Origin of the sequence: Micromonospora saelicesensis, assembly GCF_900091575.1 — a bacterium.
GTDB lineage: Bacteria > Actinomycetota > Actinomycetes > Mycobacteriales > Micromonosporaceae > Micromonospora > Micromonospora saelicesensis.
In genome coordinates this window covers 621,612-639,319 of sequence record NZ_FMCR01000004.1, presented here as the reverse complement: position 1 = coordinate 639,319, position 17,708 = coordinate 621,612, and the positions used below count along the sequence as shown (strand labels likewise).

At 71.9% G+C, this 17,708-nt stretch carries 19 protein-coding genes and 1 tRNA gene; 12 read left to right on the top strand and 8 right to left on the bottom strand.

All coding sequences use genetic code 11. The annotated features are described in order from the left end of the window. Nucleotides 1–129: 129 nt before the first annotated feature. On the bottom strand, nt 130–1,800 hold the full coding sequence (locus GA0070561_RS21160) for a DUF885 domain-containing protein (protein ID WP_091403484.1): 1,671 nt from the start codon (nt 1,798–1,800) through the stop codon (nt 130–132). A 130-nt stretch (nt 1,801–1,930) separates the two neighbouring features. On the opposite strand from GA0070561_RS21160, the gene GA0070561_RS21155 reads away from it, so the two are divergent. Then, a complete protein-coding gene (locus GA0070561_RS21155; RefSeq protein ID WP_181545434.1) occupies nt 1,931–2,911 on the top strand; it encodes a DMT family transporter in 981 nt (326 codons plus the stop codon). 116 nt (nt 2,912–3,027) lie between these two features. On the opposite strand, the gene GA0070561_RS21150 is transcribed toward GA0070561_RS21155, so the two are convergent. Continuing rightward, a complete protein-coding gene (locus GA0070561_RS21150) occupies nt 3,028–4,101 on the bottom strand; it encodes a PHP domain-containing protein (protein WP_091403477.1) in 1,074 nt (357 codons plus the stop codon). A 1-nt stretch (nt 4,102) separates the two neighbouring features. Beyond that, on the bottom strand, nt 4,103–4,864 hold the full coding sequence (locus GA0070561_RS21145) for a M23 family metallopeptidase (protein WP_091403475.1): 762 nt from the start codon (nt 4,862–4,864) through the stop codon (nt 4,103–4,105). 157 nt (nt 4,865–5,021) lie between these two features. On the opposite strand from GA0070561_RS21145, the gene GA0070561_RS21140 reads away from it, so the two are divergent. The 4 genes from GA0070561_RS21140 to GA0070561_RS21130 all read left to right on the top strand — a co-directional run bounded on the left by GA0070561_RS21140 (nt 5,022) and on the right by GA0070561_RS21130 (nt 6,834). Further along, nucleotides 5,022–5,318: a hypothetical protein gene (locus tag GA0070561_RS21140; protein WP_244166360.1), complete on the top strand. Its 297-nt coding sequence runs from the start codon at nt 5,022–5,024 to the stop codon at nt 5,316–5,318. A 111-nt stretch (nt 5,319–5,429) separates the two neighbouring features. Continuing rightward, nucleotides 5,430–5,597 carry a hypothetical protein gene (locus GA0070561_RS33660; protein WP_167362451.1) on the top strand — a complete coding sequence of 56 codons (168 nt, stop codon included), beginning with the start codon at nt 5,430–5,432 and terminating at the stop codon, nt 5,595–5,597. Nucleotides 5,598–5,714: 117 nt separating this feature from the next. After that, the gene (locus GA0070561_RS21135) at nt 5,715–6,242 is read left to right on the top strand and encodes a tRNA adenosine deaminase-associated protein (protein WP_091403472.1); all 528 of its coding nucleotides are present in this window, start codon (nt 5,715–5,717) and stop codon (nt 6,240–6,242) included. A 145-nt stretch (nt 6,243–6,387) separates the two neighbouring features. Then, nucleotides 6,388–6,834 (top strand): nucleoside deaminase, encoded by a 447-nt coding sequence (locus GA0070561_RS21130; protein ID WP_091403639.1) that lies wholly within the window; start codon nt 6,388–6,390, stop codon nt 6,832–6,834. A 14-nt stretch (nt 6,835–6,848) separates the two neighbouring features. Here the strand turns inward: GA0070561_RS21130 and GA0070561_RS21125 are convergent, their stop codons facing one another. Beyond that, nucleotides 6,849–8,003, bottom strand: a complete 1,155-nt coding sequence (locus tag GA0070561_RS21125) for a sensor histidine kinase (protein WP_091403470.1) — start codon at nt 8,001–8,003, stop codon at nt 6,849–6,851. Continuing rightward, nucleotides 8,000–8,656, bottom strand: a complete 657-nt coding sequence (locus GA0070561_RS21120; RefSeq protein WP_208603813.1) for a response regulator transcription factor — start codon at nt 8,654–8,656, stop codon at nt 8,000–8,002. The genes GA0070561_RS21125 and GA0070561_RS21120 overlap by 4 nt, the downstream gene beginning before the upstream one ends. A gap of 141 nt (nt 8,657–8,797) precedes the next feature. Here GA0070561_RS21120 and GA0070561_RS21115 point away from each other — a divergent pair, with 141 nt between their 5' ends. The 4 genes from GA0070561_RS21115 to GA0070561_RS21100 are packed head-to-tail and all read left to right on the top strand — an operon-like array spanning nt 8,798 to nt 12,289. Further along, the gene (locus GA0070561_RS21115; RefSeq protein ID WP_225855149.1) at nt 8,798–9,310 is read left to right on the top strand and encodes a hypothetical protein; all 513 of its coding nucleotides are present in this window, start codon (nt 8,798–8,800) and stop codon (nt 9,308–9,310) included. After that, entirely contained in the window at nt 9,307–10,398 is a 1,092-nt protein-coding gene (locus tag GA0070561_RS21110; RefSeq protein WP_091403463.1) for a peptidoglycan-binding protein, read from the top strand. The genes GA0070561_RS21115 and GA0070561_RS21110 overlap by 4 nt, the downstream gene beginning before the upstream one ends. 8 nt (nt 10,399–10,406) lie before the next feature. Then, nucleotides 10,407–11,090 carry an ABC transporter ATP-binding protein gene (locus GA0070561_RS21105; protein ID WP_208603818.1) on the top strand — a complete coding sequence of 228 codons (684 nt, stop codon included), beginning with the start codon at nt 10,407–10,409 and terminating at the stop codon, nt 11,088–11,090. Then, nucleotides 11,090–12,289 carry an ABC transporter permease gene (locus tag GA0070561_RS21100; RefSeq protein ID WP_091403455.1) on the top strand — a complete coding sequence of 400 codons (1,200 nt, stop codon included), beginning with the start codon at nt 11,090–11,092 and terminating at the stop codon, nt 12,287–12,289. The genes GA0070561_RS21105 and GA0070561_RS21100 overlap by 1 nt, the downstream gene beginning before the upstream one ends. Nucleotides 12,290–12,493: 204 nt before the next feature. Here the strand turns inward: GA0070561_RS21100 and deoD are convergent, their stop codons facing one another. Continuing rightward, the gene (gene deoD, locus GA0070561_RS21095; protein ID WP_074315244.1) at nt 12,494–13,201 is read right to left on the bottom strand and encodes a purine-nucleoside phosphorylase; all 708 of its coding nucleotides are present in this window, start codon (nt 13,199–13,201) and stop codon (nt 12,494–12,496) included. 75 nt (nt 13,202–13,276) lie between these two features. Between deoD and GA0070561_RS21090 the strand changes: the two genes are divergently transcribed. After that, nucleotides 13,277–13,363 (top strand) — tRNA-Ser (locus GA0070561_RS21090). Nucleotides 13,364–13,419: 56 nt separating this feature from the next. Here GA0070561_RS21090 and GA0070561_RS21085 read toward each other — a convergent pair. After that, nucleotides 13,420–14,169 (bottom strand): SDR family oxidoreductase, encoded by a 750-nt coding sequence (locus GA0070561_RS21085; RefSeq protein WP_091403452.1) that lies wholly within the window; start codon nt 14,167–14,169, stop codon nt 13,420–13,422. 166 nt (nt 14,170–14,335) lie between these two features. On the opposite strand from GA0070561_RS21085, the gene GA0070561_RS21080 reads away from it, so the two are divergent. Further along, nucleotides 14,336–14,968, top strand: coding sequence for a TetR/AcrR family transcriptional regulator (locus GA0070561_RS21080; protein WP_091403449.1), 633 nt, complete (start codon nt 14,336–14,338; stop codon nt 14,966–14,968). Between the two features lie 4 nt (nt 14,969–14,972). Here GA0070561_RS21080 and GA0070561_RS21075 read toward each other — a convergent pair whose 3' ends face one another. After that, the gene (locus tag GA0070561_RS21075) at nt 14,973–15,908 is read right to left on the bottom strand and encodes a TetR/AcrR family transcriptional regulator C-terminal domain-containing protein (RefSeq protein ID WP_091403446.1); all 936 of its coding nucleotides are present in this window, start codon (nt 15,906–15,908) and stop codon (nt 14,973–14,975) included. 171 nt (nt 15,909–16,079) lie between these two features. Here GA0070561_RS21075 and GA0070561_RS21070 point away from each other — a divergent pair, with 171 nt between their 5' ends. Next, nucleotides 16,080–17,690, top strand: coding sequence for a carboxylesterase/lipase family protein (locus tag GA0070561_RS21070; protein WP_208603812.1), 1,611 nt, complete (start codon nt 16,080–16,082; stop codon nt 17,688–17,690). Nucleotides 17,691–17,708 lie beyond the last annotated feature (18 nt).

The following is a 17,708-nucleotide window of genomic DNA, read 5'->3' as shown; positions in this document are numbered from 1 at the left end:
CAGAGCGGCCTCGGGCGCACAGCCGCAGAGCGGCCTCGGCGTCCGGTTGCGCGAGCAGCTTCGGCTCGGGGCGTGGCCGCGCGCGGCGACGGACTCGTCGTACCGTCGGGCGCGCGCAGCCACCGCCGGTCAGAGCCGGGCCAGCGCCCGGCGCAGCGGGTCGAGACCCAGCGCACCCAGGTCCAACGCCTGCCGGTGGAACTCCCGCAGGTCGAAATCGGCGCCCTTGCGGGCCTTGGCGTCCTCGCGGGCCTGGAGCCAGATCCGCTCACCCACCTTGTACGACGGCGCCTGCCCCGGCCAACCCAGGTAGCGGTTCAGCTCGAAGCGCAGGTTCTCGTCCGGAACCCGGCAGTGCGCCCGCATGAACTCCCAGCCCAGCTCGGGCGTCCACCGCTCGCCCGGGTGGAAACCGAACGGATTGTCCTTCGGGATCTCCAGCTCCAGGTGCATGCCGATGTCCACGATCACCCGTGCCGCGCGCATCGCCTGGCCGTCGAGCATGCCCAGCTTGTCGCCCGGGTCCTCCAGGTAACCAAGCTCGTCCATCAGCCGCTCCGAGTAGAGCGCCCAGCCCTCACCGTGCCCGGAGACCCAGCAGAGCAGCCGCTGCCAGCGGTTGAGCAGGTCGGCCCGGACGGCGGTCTGCGCCACCTGGAGATGGTGACCCGGCACGCCCTCGTGGTAGACCGTGGTCACCTCTCGCCAGGTGGAGAAGTCGCTGATGCCCTGCGGCACCGCCCACCACATCCGACCCGGGCGGGAGAAGTCCTCACTCGGGCCGGTGTAGTAGATGGCACCGTCACTGGTCGGTGCGAGGCAGCACTCGATGCGGCGGACCTGCTCCGGGATGTCGAAGTGGGTGCCGTGCAGCTCGGTGATCGCCTTGTCGGCCAGCGCCTGCATCCAGTCCCGGAACGCCTCCTTGCCCTGGATGGTCCGGGCCGGGTCGGCGTCCAACTTGGCCACGGCCTCGTCGACGCTGGCACCGGAGCCGGCGATGCGCCCCGCCACGACCCGCATCTCCGCCTCCAGGCGGGCCAACTCCGCGAAGCCCCAGGCGTACGTCTCGTCGAGGTCGACCTTGGCGCCGAGGAAGTACTGCGAGGCGAGCTCGTAGCGCTCGCGGCCGGCGGCTTGCTTGTCCCGCCCGTGCGGGGCCAGCTCGGTACGCAGGAACTGGCCGAACTCGGCGGTCGCCGCGGTCGCCGCCGCCGCACCCCGACGCAGCTCCGAGCCGAGCGTGCCCTCCGCCCCGAGCCGCTCGACCAGCCCGTGGAAGAAGTTGTCACCGGTCGGGTCGACCCAGATGTCGCACTGCTTGGCCACCTCTACCAGCTGCACCTTCGAGCTGACCTCACCGGCGGCGAGAGCCTCACGCAGGGTGGTCTTGTAGCCCTCCAGTGCGGCGCCGAAGCCGTTGAGGCGGGCGGCGATGTTGGCCTGGTCGTCGCTGGTCGCGGTGGGCATCAGGTCGAACACCATGCGGATCTCGTGCAGCCCGCTGGTGATGACGCTGACCTCGCTGGTCACCTCGCCGGCGTCGTACCGGGCGAGATCCAGGCCGAGCCGTTCCTGCATGGCCTCCTTGGCGGTCCGTTCCGATTCGGTCTCCGGCTCGGTCACCTCCAACTCGGCGAGGGTCCGGCGGGTGAGGTCCGCGCGCGCCCCGTAGCCGTTGGGTGAGAGGTCGTCGAGCTGGTCGTCATGGCCGGCGATGCCGACGAAGGTCGCGCCGGTGGGGCTCAACGGCGCCCACTCGGCCACGTAACGGTTGGCGAGTTCATCAATTCGTCCCACGCTGCGACCCTACGTGACCACCCCACCCCTGTGTCGCCGACGTTTGTCGTGTTGGACCTGCGGGTTCAGGCACGGCGTGACGGCCGAAAGGCGCGCGACTTTGTCGTACGGTTGCGGCAGAGTGTCAGGGGTGACCACCGATACCACTCCTGACAAAGCGCCGGTCCGCGCCTGGCTGCCCGGCTTTGTCGCCCTCGCCGCGATCTGGGGTTCCAGCTTTCTCTTCATCAAGGTCGGGGTGGCCGAGCTGCACCCGGTCCAACTCACCCTCTACCGGGTCGTCGCCGGCGCGTTGACGCTGCTGGTGGTCCTCGCCGTGCTGCGCGACCGGCTGCCCCGCGAGCCCCGGGTCTGGGCGCACCTGACCGTCGTCGCCGCCTTCGGCGTGGCAGTGCCGTTCACCCTCTTCGGCTACGGCGAGCAGCGGGTCGAGTCGATGCTGGCCGGCATCTGGAACGCCACCACGCCGTTGATCGTGCTGCCGCTGGCGGTGCTGGTCTTCCGCACCGAGCGGCTCACAGTGCGCCGTGCGGTCGGGCTCGGGCTGGGCTTCGTCGGGGTGCTGGTGGTGCTCGGGGTCTGGGAGGGCATCGGCGGGGCGCACTTCACCGGGCAGCTCATGTGCTTCGGTGCGGCTGCCTGCTACGGCGTGGCCATCCCGTACCAGAAGCGGTTCGTCGCCGGCAGTTCGTACTCGGGTCTGTCGCTCTCCACGGCGCAACTGCTGCTCGCCGCCGCGCAGCTGGCCATCGTCGCCCCCTTCGTCGCCGGCCTGCCGCCGCTGCCCACCGAACTGTCGGCGGGGGTGGTGGCAAGTGTGCTGACCCTCGGCGCGCTCGGCACCGGGCTCGCGTTCGTGATCAACATGCGCAACATCCGGGTGGCCGGCGCGAGCACCGCGTCCACCGTCACGTACCTGATTCCGATCTTCGCGGTGCTGATCGGTGCCCTGGCGCTCGACGAACGACTCAACTGGCACCAACCGGTCGGCGCGTTGATCGTGCTGCTCGGGGTCGCGGTCTCGCAGGGGATGTTCAGTCGCCGCCGGAGCAGCCCGGTCGTCGGCGTCGGTGCTCCCGCCACACCCGCCGCCGAACCCGCCCGCCGCTGACAGACCACCGCTCGATCCGGCGCGCGATCGACTCGGTTTTCTTGAAGTCGGGATGTCCGGCGGACCGGAACAGCCCGACTTCAAGGAACGCGAGTGGATCAGCGCCGGAAGGCTGGTCAGGTGCGGTCGTGCGTCCAGGCCACCAGTTGCTCTGCCGACCAGGTGTTGATCACGCGGTCGGCGGGGACGCCGCAGAGGGCGGCGCGTTCACAGCCGAATCGTTGCCAGTCGAGTTGGCCGGGCGCGTGCGCGTCGGTGTTGACGGCGAACCGGCAGCCAGCCTCCAGGGCGCGGCGGATCAGGCGCTTCGGCGGGTCCTGTCGCTCCGGCCGAGAGTTGATCTCGACGGCGGTGTCGTGCTCGGCGCAGGCGGCGAAGACGGCGTCCGCGTCGAAGTCACTCTCCGCCCGGGTACGCGCGCGGTGCCCCCGATCGCCCGGGCCGGTCACCCCGGCCGGGCGGGACGACACCATCCGGCCGGTGACGTGACCGAGGATGTCCAGGTGCGGGTTGGCAACCGCCTTCAGCATGCGCCGGGTCATCTTCGACCGCTCGTCCTTCAGGCCGCTGTGCACCGAGCCGACCACCACGTCGAGCCGCGCCAGCAGGTCGTCGTCCTGGTCCAGGGAGCCGTCGGCGAGGATGTCCACCTCGATCCCGGTGAGGATCCGGAAACCCTCGGGCAGCGCCGCGTTGACCTGCGCCACGTGGTCGAGCTGCCGGCGTAGCCGCTCCGCGGTCAGCCCCCGGGCCACCGTCAGCCGGGGCGAATGGTCGGTCAGCACCAGGTACTCGTGGCCCAACTCAACAGCGGCCAGCGCCATCTCCTCGATGGGCGAGCCGCCGTCGGACCAGTCCGAGTGGGTGTGACAGTCGCCGCGCAGGGCGGCGCGGAGCGCCGTGGCCTCGGCGTCCAGGTCGCTGCCCTCGGTCGCCACCAGCCGGCGGAGGTAGACCGGTTCCTCACCGGCGAGGGACTCCGCCACGCAGCGGGCCGTGACGTCACCGACACCGGCCAGTTCGGTGAGCGTGCCATTGCCGGCCCGTTCGGTCAGCTCGGCCGCGGGCAGGCCGGCCAACGCCTTCGCCGCCGACCGGAACGCGCGTACCCGGTAGGTGGCCTCGTTCGCCCGTTCCAGCAGGAACGCGATCCGGCGCAGGTCGGCGATGGGATCTCTCGCGCGAGCCATGTCAGGGCGCCTTCGGGCAGCCGTGCTTGCGTTGCCACGCGGTGACCTCGGCGGCCGGCTCCCGGTTGCCGCCGCGCCGCCAGGAGTCCAGGTAACGCGCCGGCCAGATCACCCCGCGCCGGATCCACCAGCCGTCCTTGCCCGCGCACGCCGGCGAGATGCCGAAGTGCACATGACACACGTTGTTCGCGTTGCCGGTGCGGCCCACCTTGCCGAGCTGCTGCCCGGCGCGGACCCGCACCCCGGCGTCGACTCCGCTGGTCACGACGCTCAGGTGCGAGCCGTAGTAGCGCACCCCGTCGTCACCGAGCAGGGCGACCGACAGACCGCCGTTGTCCGGGCCCTGTGGCCCACGCTTGCGGTACCGGTCCACGCGGCTCACCTCCAGCACCGTCCCGTCGGTCACCGCCACGAACGGCTCGCCGCAGTCGGCGAAAAGGTCCGTCGCCGGGTACGCCCCGTGCGTCGGGTGATAGTCGACGTCGTCGGCGCGTACCGGAAAGACGTGCTTCAGCCCGGCGCGGGGTGCCGTCGCCGACGGCCCGGCCGACGACGGCGCCGGGGCGCTCGGGTCGGTCGCCGCCGGCGTGGGCGGCTGCGACGCCGGCTGCTCGGCGGTCGCCCAGACCGAAGGCGCCGTCGGCGCGGCGCCGTCGGGCACCCCCGGCCGGGTGGTCGCACAGCCGGCGGCCAGCACCGGGGCGAGCAGCAGCAGGATCGGGTACGCCGGACGAGCGCGGCGGCTGATCGTCGGCGAGGACATCCGGTCATCCTGGCAGAGCCGGTACCGTGGGCACGAGCGGCACGCGTGAGGGAGGGCAGCGACGGTGACCATTGCCCGACCCGACCCTGGCCCGGATTTCGGTGCCGTCCGCCCGGTGCCGCGTACCCCCTCGGGTCTCTTCCCCTCCGGGCCACCGATGCGGCCCACCTACCGCGAGCCGCACCCGGTCACCGGCGGTGGTGTCGCCTCCGGTGGTGGCGCGGCGGCCGGTTGGCTGCTGCTGTTCGGCCTGCTCGGCACCGACGTGACCAGCTACGCGTGGTGGACGGTGTTCGCCGGCCTGCTGGCCTGGGTCACCGCCCTGGTGCTGGTCCGCTACGGCGACCGAGGGGTGGCCACCGGGGTCGCCATCGTCACGGCGGGTGGTTGGAGCATCGCGGCCGCCGTGGTGGCGGTCCGCTGGGCCACCAGTGGTGACTGGCCGCTGTGGTGACCGGCACGGACGGGCTCCGAAACGGCGCTCGGTGACTGCACCGTGTGCCCGGTTGGCTGCGTAGCGAACGCCGTCTTGACGTGGCCGCCGAGACTCGGCACGCTCGGGACTATGGCCTGGACCACTCCCCGGCAGGATCCCGATCGCAATCGCCGTCGACTGCAGTTGCTGGCCGAGTTGGCGGGCGCCCGGGCGGTCCGCCAGCGCAGCCGACCGCAGCGGCAGCGCACCGAGCGTCTGCGCCAACTCATCGCCACCCGCCGTCGAGTCGTCGGCTGATCCGACTTTGTCAGGAATGACCCGCCCTTCGGGGCGTTGACGGGTCGCGTGCCGACCCGACCGGCTAACGTGCACGCGTAACGAGTCGACGCTGTGTCGAGGGCTATTGGGGGGACCGTGTCGTACTTCGCTGCGGCCGTGGTGCGCGACGACAGTGGCTGGACCGCCGCCGAGGTCAGCCTGCGTGGCGCCACCGACATCGACGAGGTTGCCGACCGGCTGCGTGACGTCGACCAGGAGGCCGACGTGTCGCTGCTCTTCGTCGAGGCCGACGACGCGTACCTGGTGATTCTGCGCCTCGACGAGGGCGAGGACCTGCGCGTGTTCGGTTCGGACTCCGCGTTCGCCGAGGAGTCGCAGCTCGGGGCACTGCTGGTCGGTGACCTGAAGACCTCGGTCACCGGGCTCGACGGTGACGACGAGCCACGCCCGGTGAGCACCGGTGACGAGGAGAGCGAGCAGCCCGTCGTCGACCCGGAGGCCGACCCGGTCGGTGAGGCCGACCTGCTGGCCAACCTGGGCATCTCCGCGCAGAAGCTGCTGACCCTCTGCACCCACGAGGGGATGATGCCGGCGGACGTCACCGCCGAGATCTGCCAGGTGCTCGGCTGCGCCGACGAGGTCGAGGAGCTGCGTGAGGTCTGAGCCGGCCGACGCCACCGATCCGTCGCTGGAGTCGATCCGACCGGGGCAGCCGACCCCCGGCGCGGTGGACCGCGCCGGGCCCGGCGCCCACGAGGGCCTGGCCGACCTGGGCGAGGTCGGCCGACGACAGCGGCACGAACTGTGGATGCGCCGCGCCCTGGAGATCGCCGTCGCCGGCCCACCAGTCGACGACACGGTCAGCACCGACGTCGACGACGTGCCGGTGGGGGCCGTGCTCTACGGGCCGGACGGCACCGAGTTGGCCACCGGACGCAACGAGCGCGAGCTGACCGGTGACCCCACCGCCCACGCCGAGGTGCTGGCCCTGCGGCGGGGCGCCGAGCGCACCGGCCGGTGGCGGCTGGACGGCTGCACCCTGGTGGTCACCCTCGAACCGTGCACCATGTGCGCCGGGGCGCTGGTGCTGGCCCGGGTCTCCACGGTCGTGTTCGGCGCGTGGGAGCCCAAGACCGGCGCGGCCGGATCACTCTGGGACGTGCTGCGGGACCGCCGGCTCAACCACCGCCCCGAGGTCTACGGCGGGGTGCTGGAGGCCGAGACCGCCACCGTCCTGCGCGCGTTCTTCCGCTGAGGCCGGGTCGCCGGTCAGGCCGGCGGCACTGTGACCGTGACGATCAGACCGCCGTCCGGGCGGGGCTGCGCCTCGGCGGTGCCGCCGTGGGCCCGGGCCACCGCGCGGACGATGGACAGCCCCAGCCCGAAGCCCCGCGCCCCGACGACCCGCTCCCGCGACAGCCGACGGAAGGGCTGAAACATCGTCTCGACGTCGTAGCCGGGGATGACCGGGCCGGTGTTGGTCACAGTGAGGGTGGGCCGGCCGTCGACCAGCCCGGTGCGCACCTCCACCCAACCGTCAGCGGGCAGGTTGTGCCGCAGCGCGTTCTCCACCAGGTTGAACGTGAGCCGCTCCAACAGCACCGGGTCGCCGCTGGTGGGTGCCGGGGCCAGGGCCCGCCGAACCCGCACGCCGGGTGCCTGCTTCCCGGCCTGATCGGTTGTGTGCGCACAGACCTCGGCCAGGTCGACCGGCGTACGCTCGGTCAGCTCGTTCTCCGAGTCGGCCAGGGTCAGCAGACCGTCGATCAGCCGCTCGTGGCGTTCGTTGACCGCCAACAGCGACTCACCCAGTCGCCGGGTCTCCCCTGACGCGTCCGGGCGGGTGATCGCCAGCTCCACCAGGGCGCGGTTGAGCGCCAGCGGCGTACGCAGCTCGTGCGAGGCGTTCGCCACGAACCGGCGCTGCCCGTCGAAGGAGCGATCCAGTCGTTCCAGCATCTCGTCGAAGGTGTCGGCGAGTTCGCGTACCTCGTCGGGAGGGCCGGTGAGCGCGATCCGCTCGTGCAGGCCACGGCCGGCGGTGTCCGCGCCGGCGATCCGGCGGGCCGTGCCGGTGATCTGGAGCAGGGGCTGCAACGCCCGACCGGCGAGCAGCCAGCCGAACGCGATCGCCACCGTCGACACGACGATCAACGCGATACCGCCCTGGGTGAGCAGCGACTCCAACGCGTTGCGCTTCGCCTCGTCCTGCACCTCCTGCAACAGGGCGCGCAGGTTGTCGACGTTCTGCCCGCTGGGTGTCGTGGGGGCGGTCTTCGGCAGGTCGCGCAGGCTCACCCCGAACGGCTGCGGCATCCGCTGATCCACCAGCACGTACGTGACGGCGAGCAGGACCACGCCGGCCAACAGGAAGAGCCCGCCGTAGATGAGGGTGAGCCGGGCGCGGATCGTGAGGCGTTTCATCGGATCTGGTACCCCGCCCCGGGGACCGTCTCGATCACCGGCGGGTCGCCGAGTTTGCGGCGCAGCTTCATGACGGTCACCCGGACCACGTTGGTGAACGGGTCGATGTGCTCGTCCCACGCGCGTTCCAGCAGGTCCTCGGCGGAGACCACCGCGCCGTCGGCGCGCAGCAGTTCGGCCAGCACCGCGAACTCCTTGCGGGACAGCGCCACGTGCCGGTCGTCGCGGCGTACCTCGTGTCGGGCCGGGTCGAGCTGGATGCCGGCGCGACGCAGCGTCGGCGGCGCCGCCGGGCGGGACCGGCGGGTCAGCGCGCGCACCCGGGCCGACAGCTCGACCAGGGCGAACGGCTTGGTCAGGTAGTCGTCGGCACCGAGCGCCAACCCCGCCACCCGTTCCCGGACCGCCGCCGACGCGGTCAACATCAGCACCCGGGTCTCCCCGCCCGCGTCCACGATCGCCCGGCACACGTCGTCGCCGTGCACCACCGGCAGGTCCCGGTCCAGGACCACCACGGCGTACTCGTTGACGCCGAGCCGTTCCAACGCGGCGTCCCCGTCGTACGCCACGTCGACCGCGAACGACTCCCGACGCAGCCACTCGGCGATGGCGTCCGCCAGCACGTTCTCGTCCTCGACCACCAGCACTCTCACCCCTCCATGGTGCTCGGGGTGCGGTAACGCCGGCATAACCGCCGACGGTAACGCCGGGGATACGCCCGCTGCCGTGCACTGGGTGTCACGTTCGGCGAACCGCGCCGGACCTGAGCGGAAGCGGACACCATGCGACGACAGATGCTTGCGATCCCCGTCCTGCTCGCCCTGGCGCTGTCCGGGTGCGGTGCGGGAGGCGACGACGGCGGCGGGGTCGCGACCGCCGGTGGGGCGAAGGCAGAGGCCACGGCGAGCGGCACGCCGGTCAGTGACTCCGAGCGGCAGCTCGCCTTCGCCAGGTGCATGCGGGAGAACGGGGTGGACATGCCCGACCCGGAGGCGGGCGGGCGTCCCGGCTTCCGGTTCGGTGCGGACGTGGATCAGCAGAAGGTCCAGGCGGCCATGGAGAAGTGCCAGGACAAGCTGCCCAACGGTGGGCAGGGGCCGCAGCTCAACCCCGAGCAGGCCGAGCAGATGCGGACGCTGGCCAAGTGCATGCGGGAGAACGGGGTGCCGGACTTCCCGGACCCGGACGCCGACGGGCGGGTCCGTATCGGGGCGGGGGGCAACGCGATCAACATCGGCGACCCGGCCATGAAGGCTGCGCTGGAGAAGTGCCGGCAGCACGCGCCGCAGTTCGGAGGTGGCCGGTGACCGGCGCCATCCGACGCTCGCGGCTGCGCGCCGCCGTCACCGGCGGCGTCGTCCTGCTGGTCGCCGCCGTGGGCGTGGTCGCCGCGGTGGGTTTCGGCGGCGGCGCCGACGGGGGCCGCGCCCAGGCTGGCAGCGCGCCACCCGCCACCGCCACTGTCACCCGGCAGACCCTCGCCGACTCGGAGACCGCGGACGGTGAACTGGGGTACGGCGCGACGCGTACCGCCACGGCGAAGCTCAACGGCACCGTCACCGGGCTGGCGGCCACCGGGTCGACGGTACGGCGGGGCAAGGCGCTCTACCTGGTAGACAACGAGGAGGTGGTGCTGCTCTACGGCGGGCTGCCCGCGTACCGGACCCTCGCCCCCGGGGTGGAGGGGCCCGACGTCGCGCAGTTCGAGCGGAACCTCGAAGCGCTGGGCTACACCGGCTTCACTGTCGACGACGAGTACACCGGCGCCACCGCGGACGCCGTCCGGGACTGGCAGGAGGACCTGGGCCTGACCGAGACCGGTCGGGTCGAGCCGGGGCGGGTCGTGTACGCCGACCGGGAGGTCCGGGTGGAGAGCCACCAGGTCGACGTCGGCGATCTCACCCAGCCCGGCCAGGCGGTGCTGACGTACACCGGCACCAGCCGGGTCGTCACCGTCGAATTGGACGTGGACGACCAGCGGTTGGCCGAGCGCGACGCGAAGGTCAGCGTGCGGCTGCCGGACGGCGGGACGGTGGCGGGCACGATCAGCACTGTCGAAACGGTCGTCCAGGCCGGCGCGGCCGGCGCCAACGGGCAGGCCGGCGACGCCGAGACGAAGATCGAGGTGACAGTCGCGGTGACCGACCCGAAGGCCCTCACCGGCTTCGACCAGGCCAGCGCGGACGTGACGTTCACCGTCTCGGAGCGCCGCGACGTGCTCACCGTGCCGGTGTCGGCCCTGTTGGCGCTGGCCGAGGGCGGTTACGGCGTCCAGGTCGCCGAGGGCGACGCGAGCCGGGTCCTCGCGGTGACCACCGGGTTGTTCGCCGACGGCCGGGTCGAGGTCACCGGTGCGGGCCTCACCGAGGGCACGTCGGTGGTGGTGCCGACGTGAGCGGCGAGGTGATCGTGCTCGACCGGGTCAGCAAGCGGTACGCCGGCGGCGTCGTCGCGTTGGACGACGTGTCGCTGCGGATCGGTCACGGCGAGTTGGTCGCGATCGTCGGCCCATCCGGATCGGGCAAGTCGACCATGTTGCACCTGATCGGCACCCTGGACCGGCCGTCGTCGGGCAGCGTGCTCATCGACGGGTACGACGCGGCGAAGCTGACCGACCGGGAGCTGTCCGCGCTGCGGGCCACCCGGATCGGTTTCGTCTTCCAGCAGTTCCACCTCGCCCCCGGCGTCCCGGTCGTGGACAACGTGGCCGACGGGTTGCTCTACTCCGGCGTACCGCTGCGGCGGCGGCGCGAACGGGCGGAGGCCGCGTTGGTCCGGGTCGGCCTGGGCCACCGGTTGGGGCACCGGCCGCACGAGCTGTCCGGCGGGGAACGGCAGCGGGTGGCCGTGGCCCGTGCGGTGGTCGGCGAGCCGGCGGTGCTGCTCGCCGACGAGCCGACCGGCAACCTCGACTCGCACTCCGGTGCCGGGGTGTTGGAGTTGCTGCACGATCTGCACCGGGCCGGCACCACCGTCCTGGTCATCACCCATGATCGGGAGATCGCGGGAAGCCTGCCCCGGCAGGTGCGGATGCGCGACGGCGCGGTGCGGCACGACTCGGCCCTCGCGTCGGGCGGGGTCGGCTGATGGCGGCGCTGACCCCGGCCCGACTGCGGCCGGCGGACGTCGTGCGCGTCGGTGGGGTGGGGCTGCGGACCCGTCCGCTGCGGGCGTTCCTCTCCGCGTTGGGCATCGCGATCGGTATCGCCGCGATGATCGCGGTGGTCGGCATCTCCTCGTCGTCCCGCGCCGAGCTGGACCGGGCGCTCGACGCGCTCGGCACCAACCTGCTCACCGTCGAGCCGGGCAGCACCCTGTTCGGCGCGGACGCGCAACTGCCCGAGGAGTCGATCGCGATGATCGGGCGGATCGGCCCGGTGACCGAGGTGTCCGCGACCGGGCAGGTGCCCGACGCCAAGGTGTACCGCTCGGACCGGATCCCGGCGGCGGAGACCGGTGGCATCGCCACCCGGGCGGCCCGGCTGGACCTGCTCGGCACCGTGGGCGCCGAGGTGACCACCGGCACCTGGCTCAACGAGGCGACCGCTCGCTACCCGGCGGTCGTGCTCGGCGCCACCGCCGCGCAGCGGCTCGGGATCACCTCGGCGGATCCGCAGGTGCAGGTGTGGCTGGGTGGGCGGCCGTTCACAGTGGTCGGCACCCTCGCCGCCGCACCGCTCGCCCCCGAGTTGGACACGTCGGCGTTGGTCGGCTGGGCGGCGGCTGCCGAATACCTGGGCTTCGACGGTCACCCGACCACCGTCTACACCCGGGCGCAGGAGTCGCAGGTCGAGGCGGTCCGGTCGGTGCTCGGCGCGACCACCAACCCGGAGGCGCCGAACGAGGTCGAGGTGTCCCGGCCGTCGGACGCGCTGGCCGCCGCCGAGGCGAGCGACGACGCGTTCACCGGCCTGTTGCTGGGCCTGGGCGCGGTCGCCCTGCTGGTCGGTGGGGTCGGTGTGGCGAACACCATGGTGATCTCGGTGCTGGAACGCCGGGCCGAGATCGGCCTGCGCCGGTCACTCGGCGCCACCCGCGGCCAGGTACGGGCCCAGTTCCTCACCGAATCGCTGCTGCTCTCCGCGCTCGGCGGGATCGGTGGGGTGGTGCTGGGCATCCTGGTCACCTCGGGCTACGCGCTGTCCCAGGACTGGCCGACCGTGGTGCCGGCCTGGGCGATGCTCGGCGGGGTGGGCGCGACACTGGTCATCGGCGGCTTCGCCGGCCTCTACCCGGCGGTGCGCGCCGCCCGCCTGGCGCCGACCGAGGCGCTGGCCGCCGTCTGACTGGGGTAGTCGGTCGGGCCGACGTGGCGGTCTGGGCCCGGCGTGGCGCGGGTCGGGCTGGCGTGGCGGTCCGGGCCCGGCGTGGCGCGGTCGGGCCGGCGTGGCGGTCCGGGCCCGGCATATGCGAGAGAGCGGTATGACTCTGAGGCATATTTATACCTCTGAGTCATACCGCTCTCTCGGCAGTGACGCCGCCGGAATGGATCAGGCGATGATCGTGTCGAGGGCGATCTCGACCATCTGGCTGAAGGTCTGCTCGCGCTCCTCCGAGGTGGTCTTCTCACCGGTCTTGATGTGGTCGCTGACGGTCAACACGGTCAGCGCGCGGGCCTTGAACCGGGCGGCGATCGTGTAGAGCGCCGCCGACTCCATCTCCACCGCCAACACGCCGTAGTCGGCGAGGGTGTCGTACAGGTCCGGCCGGTCCGTGTAGAAGGCGTCCGCCGCCAGGATCGGCCCCACGTGCATGGTGATGCCGCGCCGCTCGGCCACCTCGACCGACGTACGCAGCAGCCCGAAGTCGGCCACCGGGGCGTAGTCGATCAGCCCGTCGAAGCGCATCCGGTTCATGTTCGAGTCGGTGGACGACCCGATCGCGGCCACCACGTCCCGCAGTTGCAGGTCGGTGCTGAGGGCACCACAGGAGCCGACCCGGATCAGCGTCTTCACGCCGTACTCGTTGATCAATTCGTGGGCGTAGATGGAGGCCGACGGCATGCCCATGCCGGAGCCCTGGACGGAAACCTCGACGCCGTTCCAGCGGCCGGTGAAGCCCAGCATGCCCCGAACCGTCGAGTAGCAGGTGGCGCCCTCGAGGTAGGTCTCCGCGATCCACTTGGCCCGCAGGGGGTCACCCGGCATCAGGACCCGCTCGGCGATCTCGCCCGGCTTCGCGCCGATGTGCGTACTCATGGCAAAGATCCTGCCAGGCCGGCCCGGGCGATACCGGTTCGGCGTCGGAACCGGCGGTCCTGTACCCTCGTCGGCGGTGGCGTGTCCGAGCGGCCTAAGGAGCACGCCTCGAAAGCGTGTGAGGGTTAACGCCCTCCGAGGGTTCAAATCCCTCCGCCACCGCTCTGAAATGCAGAAACGCCCGGTCGATCCGCGAGGATCGACCGGGCGTTTTCGCGTCAGAGCTGCTGCTCGCCGCCGTCGACGAACAGCTCGCCGCCGGTCATGAAGCTGCTCTGGTCGGAGGCGAGGAAGAGCGCGGCGTTGGCGATCTCGTCCGGGTGTGCCATGCGCTGCATGGGCACGCCCGAGGCGATGGCCTTCAGCAACCCGGGGGCCTCCGCGGGGCTGGGCGCGAGGCCCGCGAGCCCGGGGGTCTCGGTCGAGCCGGGGATCAGGGTGTTGACCCGGATCTTCCGGCCGATCAGCTCGGCGGCCCAGGTGCGGCCGAACGAGCGGATGGCTGCCTTGGACGCGGCGTAGACGCTGAACGCCGGGGTGCCGTTGCTGGCGGCGGTCGAGCCGGTCAGCACGATCGAGGCGCCCTCGTTGAGCAGGGGCAGGGCCTTCTGCACCGTGAAGATGGTGCCGTAGATGTTGGTCTCGAAGGTGGTGGCGACGTGCTCGACCGTGATCGAGTCGAGCGACCGGAACTCGCCACCGCCGGCGTTGGCGAACACCACGTCCAGGCCAGCGCCCCGCTCCTCGATCGCGCGCATCACTTGGTCCAGGTCGTCGAGCTTGCTGACATCGCTGGCGATGCCTGTGACGTTCGCGCCGATGCTGGCGACTGCCTCGTCGACCGGGCCCTTGCGGCGGCCGGTGACGAAGACGTACGCGCCTTCGGCGGCGAAGCGGCGGGCGGCGGCCAGGCCGATGCCCGTGGTGCCCCCGGTGACGAGGGCGGTCTTGCCGTCGAGCTGTCCCACGATGGATCTCCTCTGTTGGGGTGTGGTGTGCGGCCGGCCGAGCCTCCGGCAAGTTTTGTACCGAGCGGTACGTATCCGACCGTAGCAACCGCCGACCGGGTGCGCAAATTTCTGTACCGATCGGTTTTCGCTGCCGGTAGGATGGGCGGAGAAGGGGTGGTGGGCTGTGCCGCAGCGAGGTCGACCACGGGGCTTCGACGCCGACGAGGCGCTGGAGCGCGCTGTGGAGGTGTTCTGGCGTCAGGGGTACGAGGGCGCCTCGGTGAGCGACCTCAGCGAGGCGATGGGGATCAACAAGCCCAGCCTCTACGCCGCCTTCGGCAGTAAGGAGGAGCTGTTCCGCAAGGCCGTGGCCCTCTACGCCGAAAAGGACATGGGGTACGCGCGGGACGCCTTCGCCCAACCGACCGCGTACGAGGTGGTCGCCACCCTGCTGCACGAGAACGTGGTCGCCGTGACCCGGACCGACCGACCGGCCGGTTGCCTGTCGATCCAGGGCGGCACCAGCTGCTCCACCGAGAACGCGCCCATCGCCGGGTTCCTCGCCGCCAGCCGCCTTGGCGGTGAAGGTGCCCTCGCCGACCGGCTCGCCCGCGCCGTCGCCGACGGCGACCTACCCGCGCACGCCGATCCGGCAGCGCTCGCCCGCTTCGTCATGATCGTCACCGAGGGGCACGCGGTGCATGCCGCCGCCGGAGTCAGCAGGGAAGACCTGCGACAGGCCGCGGAGATCGCGCTCGCCGGTTTCGTCGCCGCGTCCGGGGCGCGCCTGCCCGAGCAGGCCACCGACCCGGTCTGAGCGGTCACCGTTCGAGCAGCGCCGCCATGCCGTCGAGCAGACGTTGCAGGCCGAATTCGAAGAGACTCTCGACATTGAGGTCGATCGCCGTCCGGCTGAGTCGGGCCAGATGCGGAAACTCGCCCGCCGCGAGCAATCCACCGAACACGTCGGCCTGGGCCTCCATCCACTCGTCGTCGGTCAGGCCGGTGTCCTGCTCCGCTTCAATTCCTCGCTCCAGATTGATGGCGGTGCCTCGAACATGGTTGGCCAGTGCGGCCACCAGGTGGAGCTGGGTGTGCTGGTCCAGGCCCTGCCGGGCGAGGGCGCGCAGTGCCCACTCGGTGTGCGCGACGGCGTTCGGCGCCATCAGCGGGCGGGTCAGCGAGACGACCTGGGCCAGCCAGGGATGCCGCCGGTAGATCGACCACTGAAGTCGGCTGAGCAACTCCAGTTGGGCTCGCCAACCCGGCGGGAAGGTGCGCGGCAGCCGATGCGCGGCGAAGGCCGCGTCCGCCATCAGAACGAGAAGCTGCTCCTTGCCCCGAACCTGCCGGTACAGCGACATGGTGGGGACATCCAACTCCGTCGCGATGCGCCGCATGCTCAGCGCCGGTAACCCCTCGGCGTCGGCGATCGTCATGGCGGTCCGCACCACATGGTCGCGGTTCAACCCCTGGACGGGCAGCCGCCGACCGGCGGACGGGGCACCCCGACCCGGCGTGGTCGGCGCTGCGCCGGTCACCACCATGCCCACACCCGGCACCGCCCGGGCCAGGTTCTCCTGGCGAAGCGCGGTGAGCGCGCGGCTGGCGGTCGCCATGGCGACGCCCCACTCCCGGACGATCTGCCGGGTGGACGGCACCCGGTCGCCGGGGCCCAACTCGCCTGCCAGGATGCGCCGTCGCAACTCGCCGACGATGCGCAGATAAGGGGGAGTGGATTCGTCGATCTCCGCCACGATCGCCTCCCGCCGGCCTCGCGTGACCGTAGCGCACTAGAGCACCAGCAGGCGCCCCCGTCCTTCCTGTCACGGCCGTACTAGAGCTCCCTGGCCGGGTGGTCGCCAGCTCGACATGCTCGGCGCAGCCCGGTGCGTACGCCGTACCGGCGTCGACGAAATGGGGAGAGCATGGAAAGACTTTCGTACCCCCGATGGGCCGTCACGGTGGGCGCTGTCGTCCTCGTCGGCCCGGCGATGGCCGTCGGTCCGGCCGCAGCCGACGACCGCCGGAGTACGGCCGTCGTCCGGACCGACCAGGGCGCGGTGCGCGGGACAGTCGCGGCAGACCACCGGTCGTTCCAGGGCGTTCCGTACGCGAGCCCGCCGGTGGGCGCGCTGCGCTGGGCACCGCCGCAACCTGGTCCGACGTGGACCGGAGTACGCGACGCGAGCCGGCCCGGTGCCGCCTGCGCCCAACTGCAAGGGCTGCCGATGGACACACCCTCCGATTCCGAGGACTGCCTCTACCTGAATGTCACCACCCCGCGCTCGGCCGTACGAACGCCTCGACCGGTCATGGTCTGGTTGCACGGCGGGGACTTCCGGTTCGGCAGCGGTGACGGGTACGGCGGGCAGCGGCTGGCCGTCGGTGGTGGCGTCATCGTCGTCACGGTGAACTACCGGCTCGGCGCGCTCGGCTTCCTGGCGCATCCGGCGCTGGCCGGTCGGGACGGAATCACCGGCAACTTCGGGTTGCAGGACCAGCAGGCCGCGCTGCGCTGGGTGCGGCGAAACGCGGCGGCCTTCGGGGGCGACCCGGGCAACGTCACAGTGTTCGGCCAGTCCGCCGGGGCGACCAGCGTCTGCGCGCAACTCGCCGCGCCCGCCACCGCTGGCCTGTTCCACCGGGCGATCATGCAGAGCAACTCGTGCGCCAACCCGGTCCAGACCCGGGCCGAGGCGGTCGGGGCGGCCCAGGAGTTCGCGCGGAGAATCGGCTGCACCGACCCGGCTGTGGTCGCCGCCTGCCTGCGCGGACGTTCCCCCGCCCGGCTGATCGAGACCGCCGGCTACCCCGGTGCGGGGGTCGACCTGGGTCCGGTCGTCGACGGCCGCACGCTAACGGTGGACCCGGCGGACGCGCTGACCACCGGGAGGCTGCATCCGGTGCCGGTGTTGACCGGAATGAACCGGGACGAGTCCCGGCTCATGGTGTGGGGGATGGAACGGGTCGGGCTCAACTGCCCGGAGCCGCCGAAGCCGGACCAGGAGCCGGAGTCGTGCCCGCTCACCGACGACCAGTACCGCGACCAGGTGCGCGCCATGTTCGGTGACCATGCGGGAAAGGTGCTGGCCCGCTATCCGCGCGACCCCGCACATCCCGCCAGCGTGACGTTGGGCGCCGTGCTGACCGATCACGACTACGCCGAGCCGGTCTACTCCGCCGCGTTGGCGTTCGCGCGGCGGGTGCCGACCTTCGCGTACGAGTTCGCCGACGAGGACGCGCCGTTCTTCACCGAAGGTCCCGAACCGACGTTCGACACCGGCGCGTACCACTGCGCCGAGCTGCCGTACCTGTTCACTGTCGACTACGCCGAGGCGTTGACGCCGACTCAGCGGCGGCTCTCCGACGCGATGGTCCGGACCTGGACCGACTTCGCCCGGACGGGTCGGGCGGGCTGGCCTCGACTGGGCAGCGGCTCTTCCTACGTGCGGGTGCTGGCCGGTGACGGCAGGCCGGGAACGAGCGATTTCAGGGCGGCACACTCGTACGACTTCTGGCGGTCGCTCGGCCGCTGACGCTGCGGTGTTCGGCGA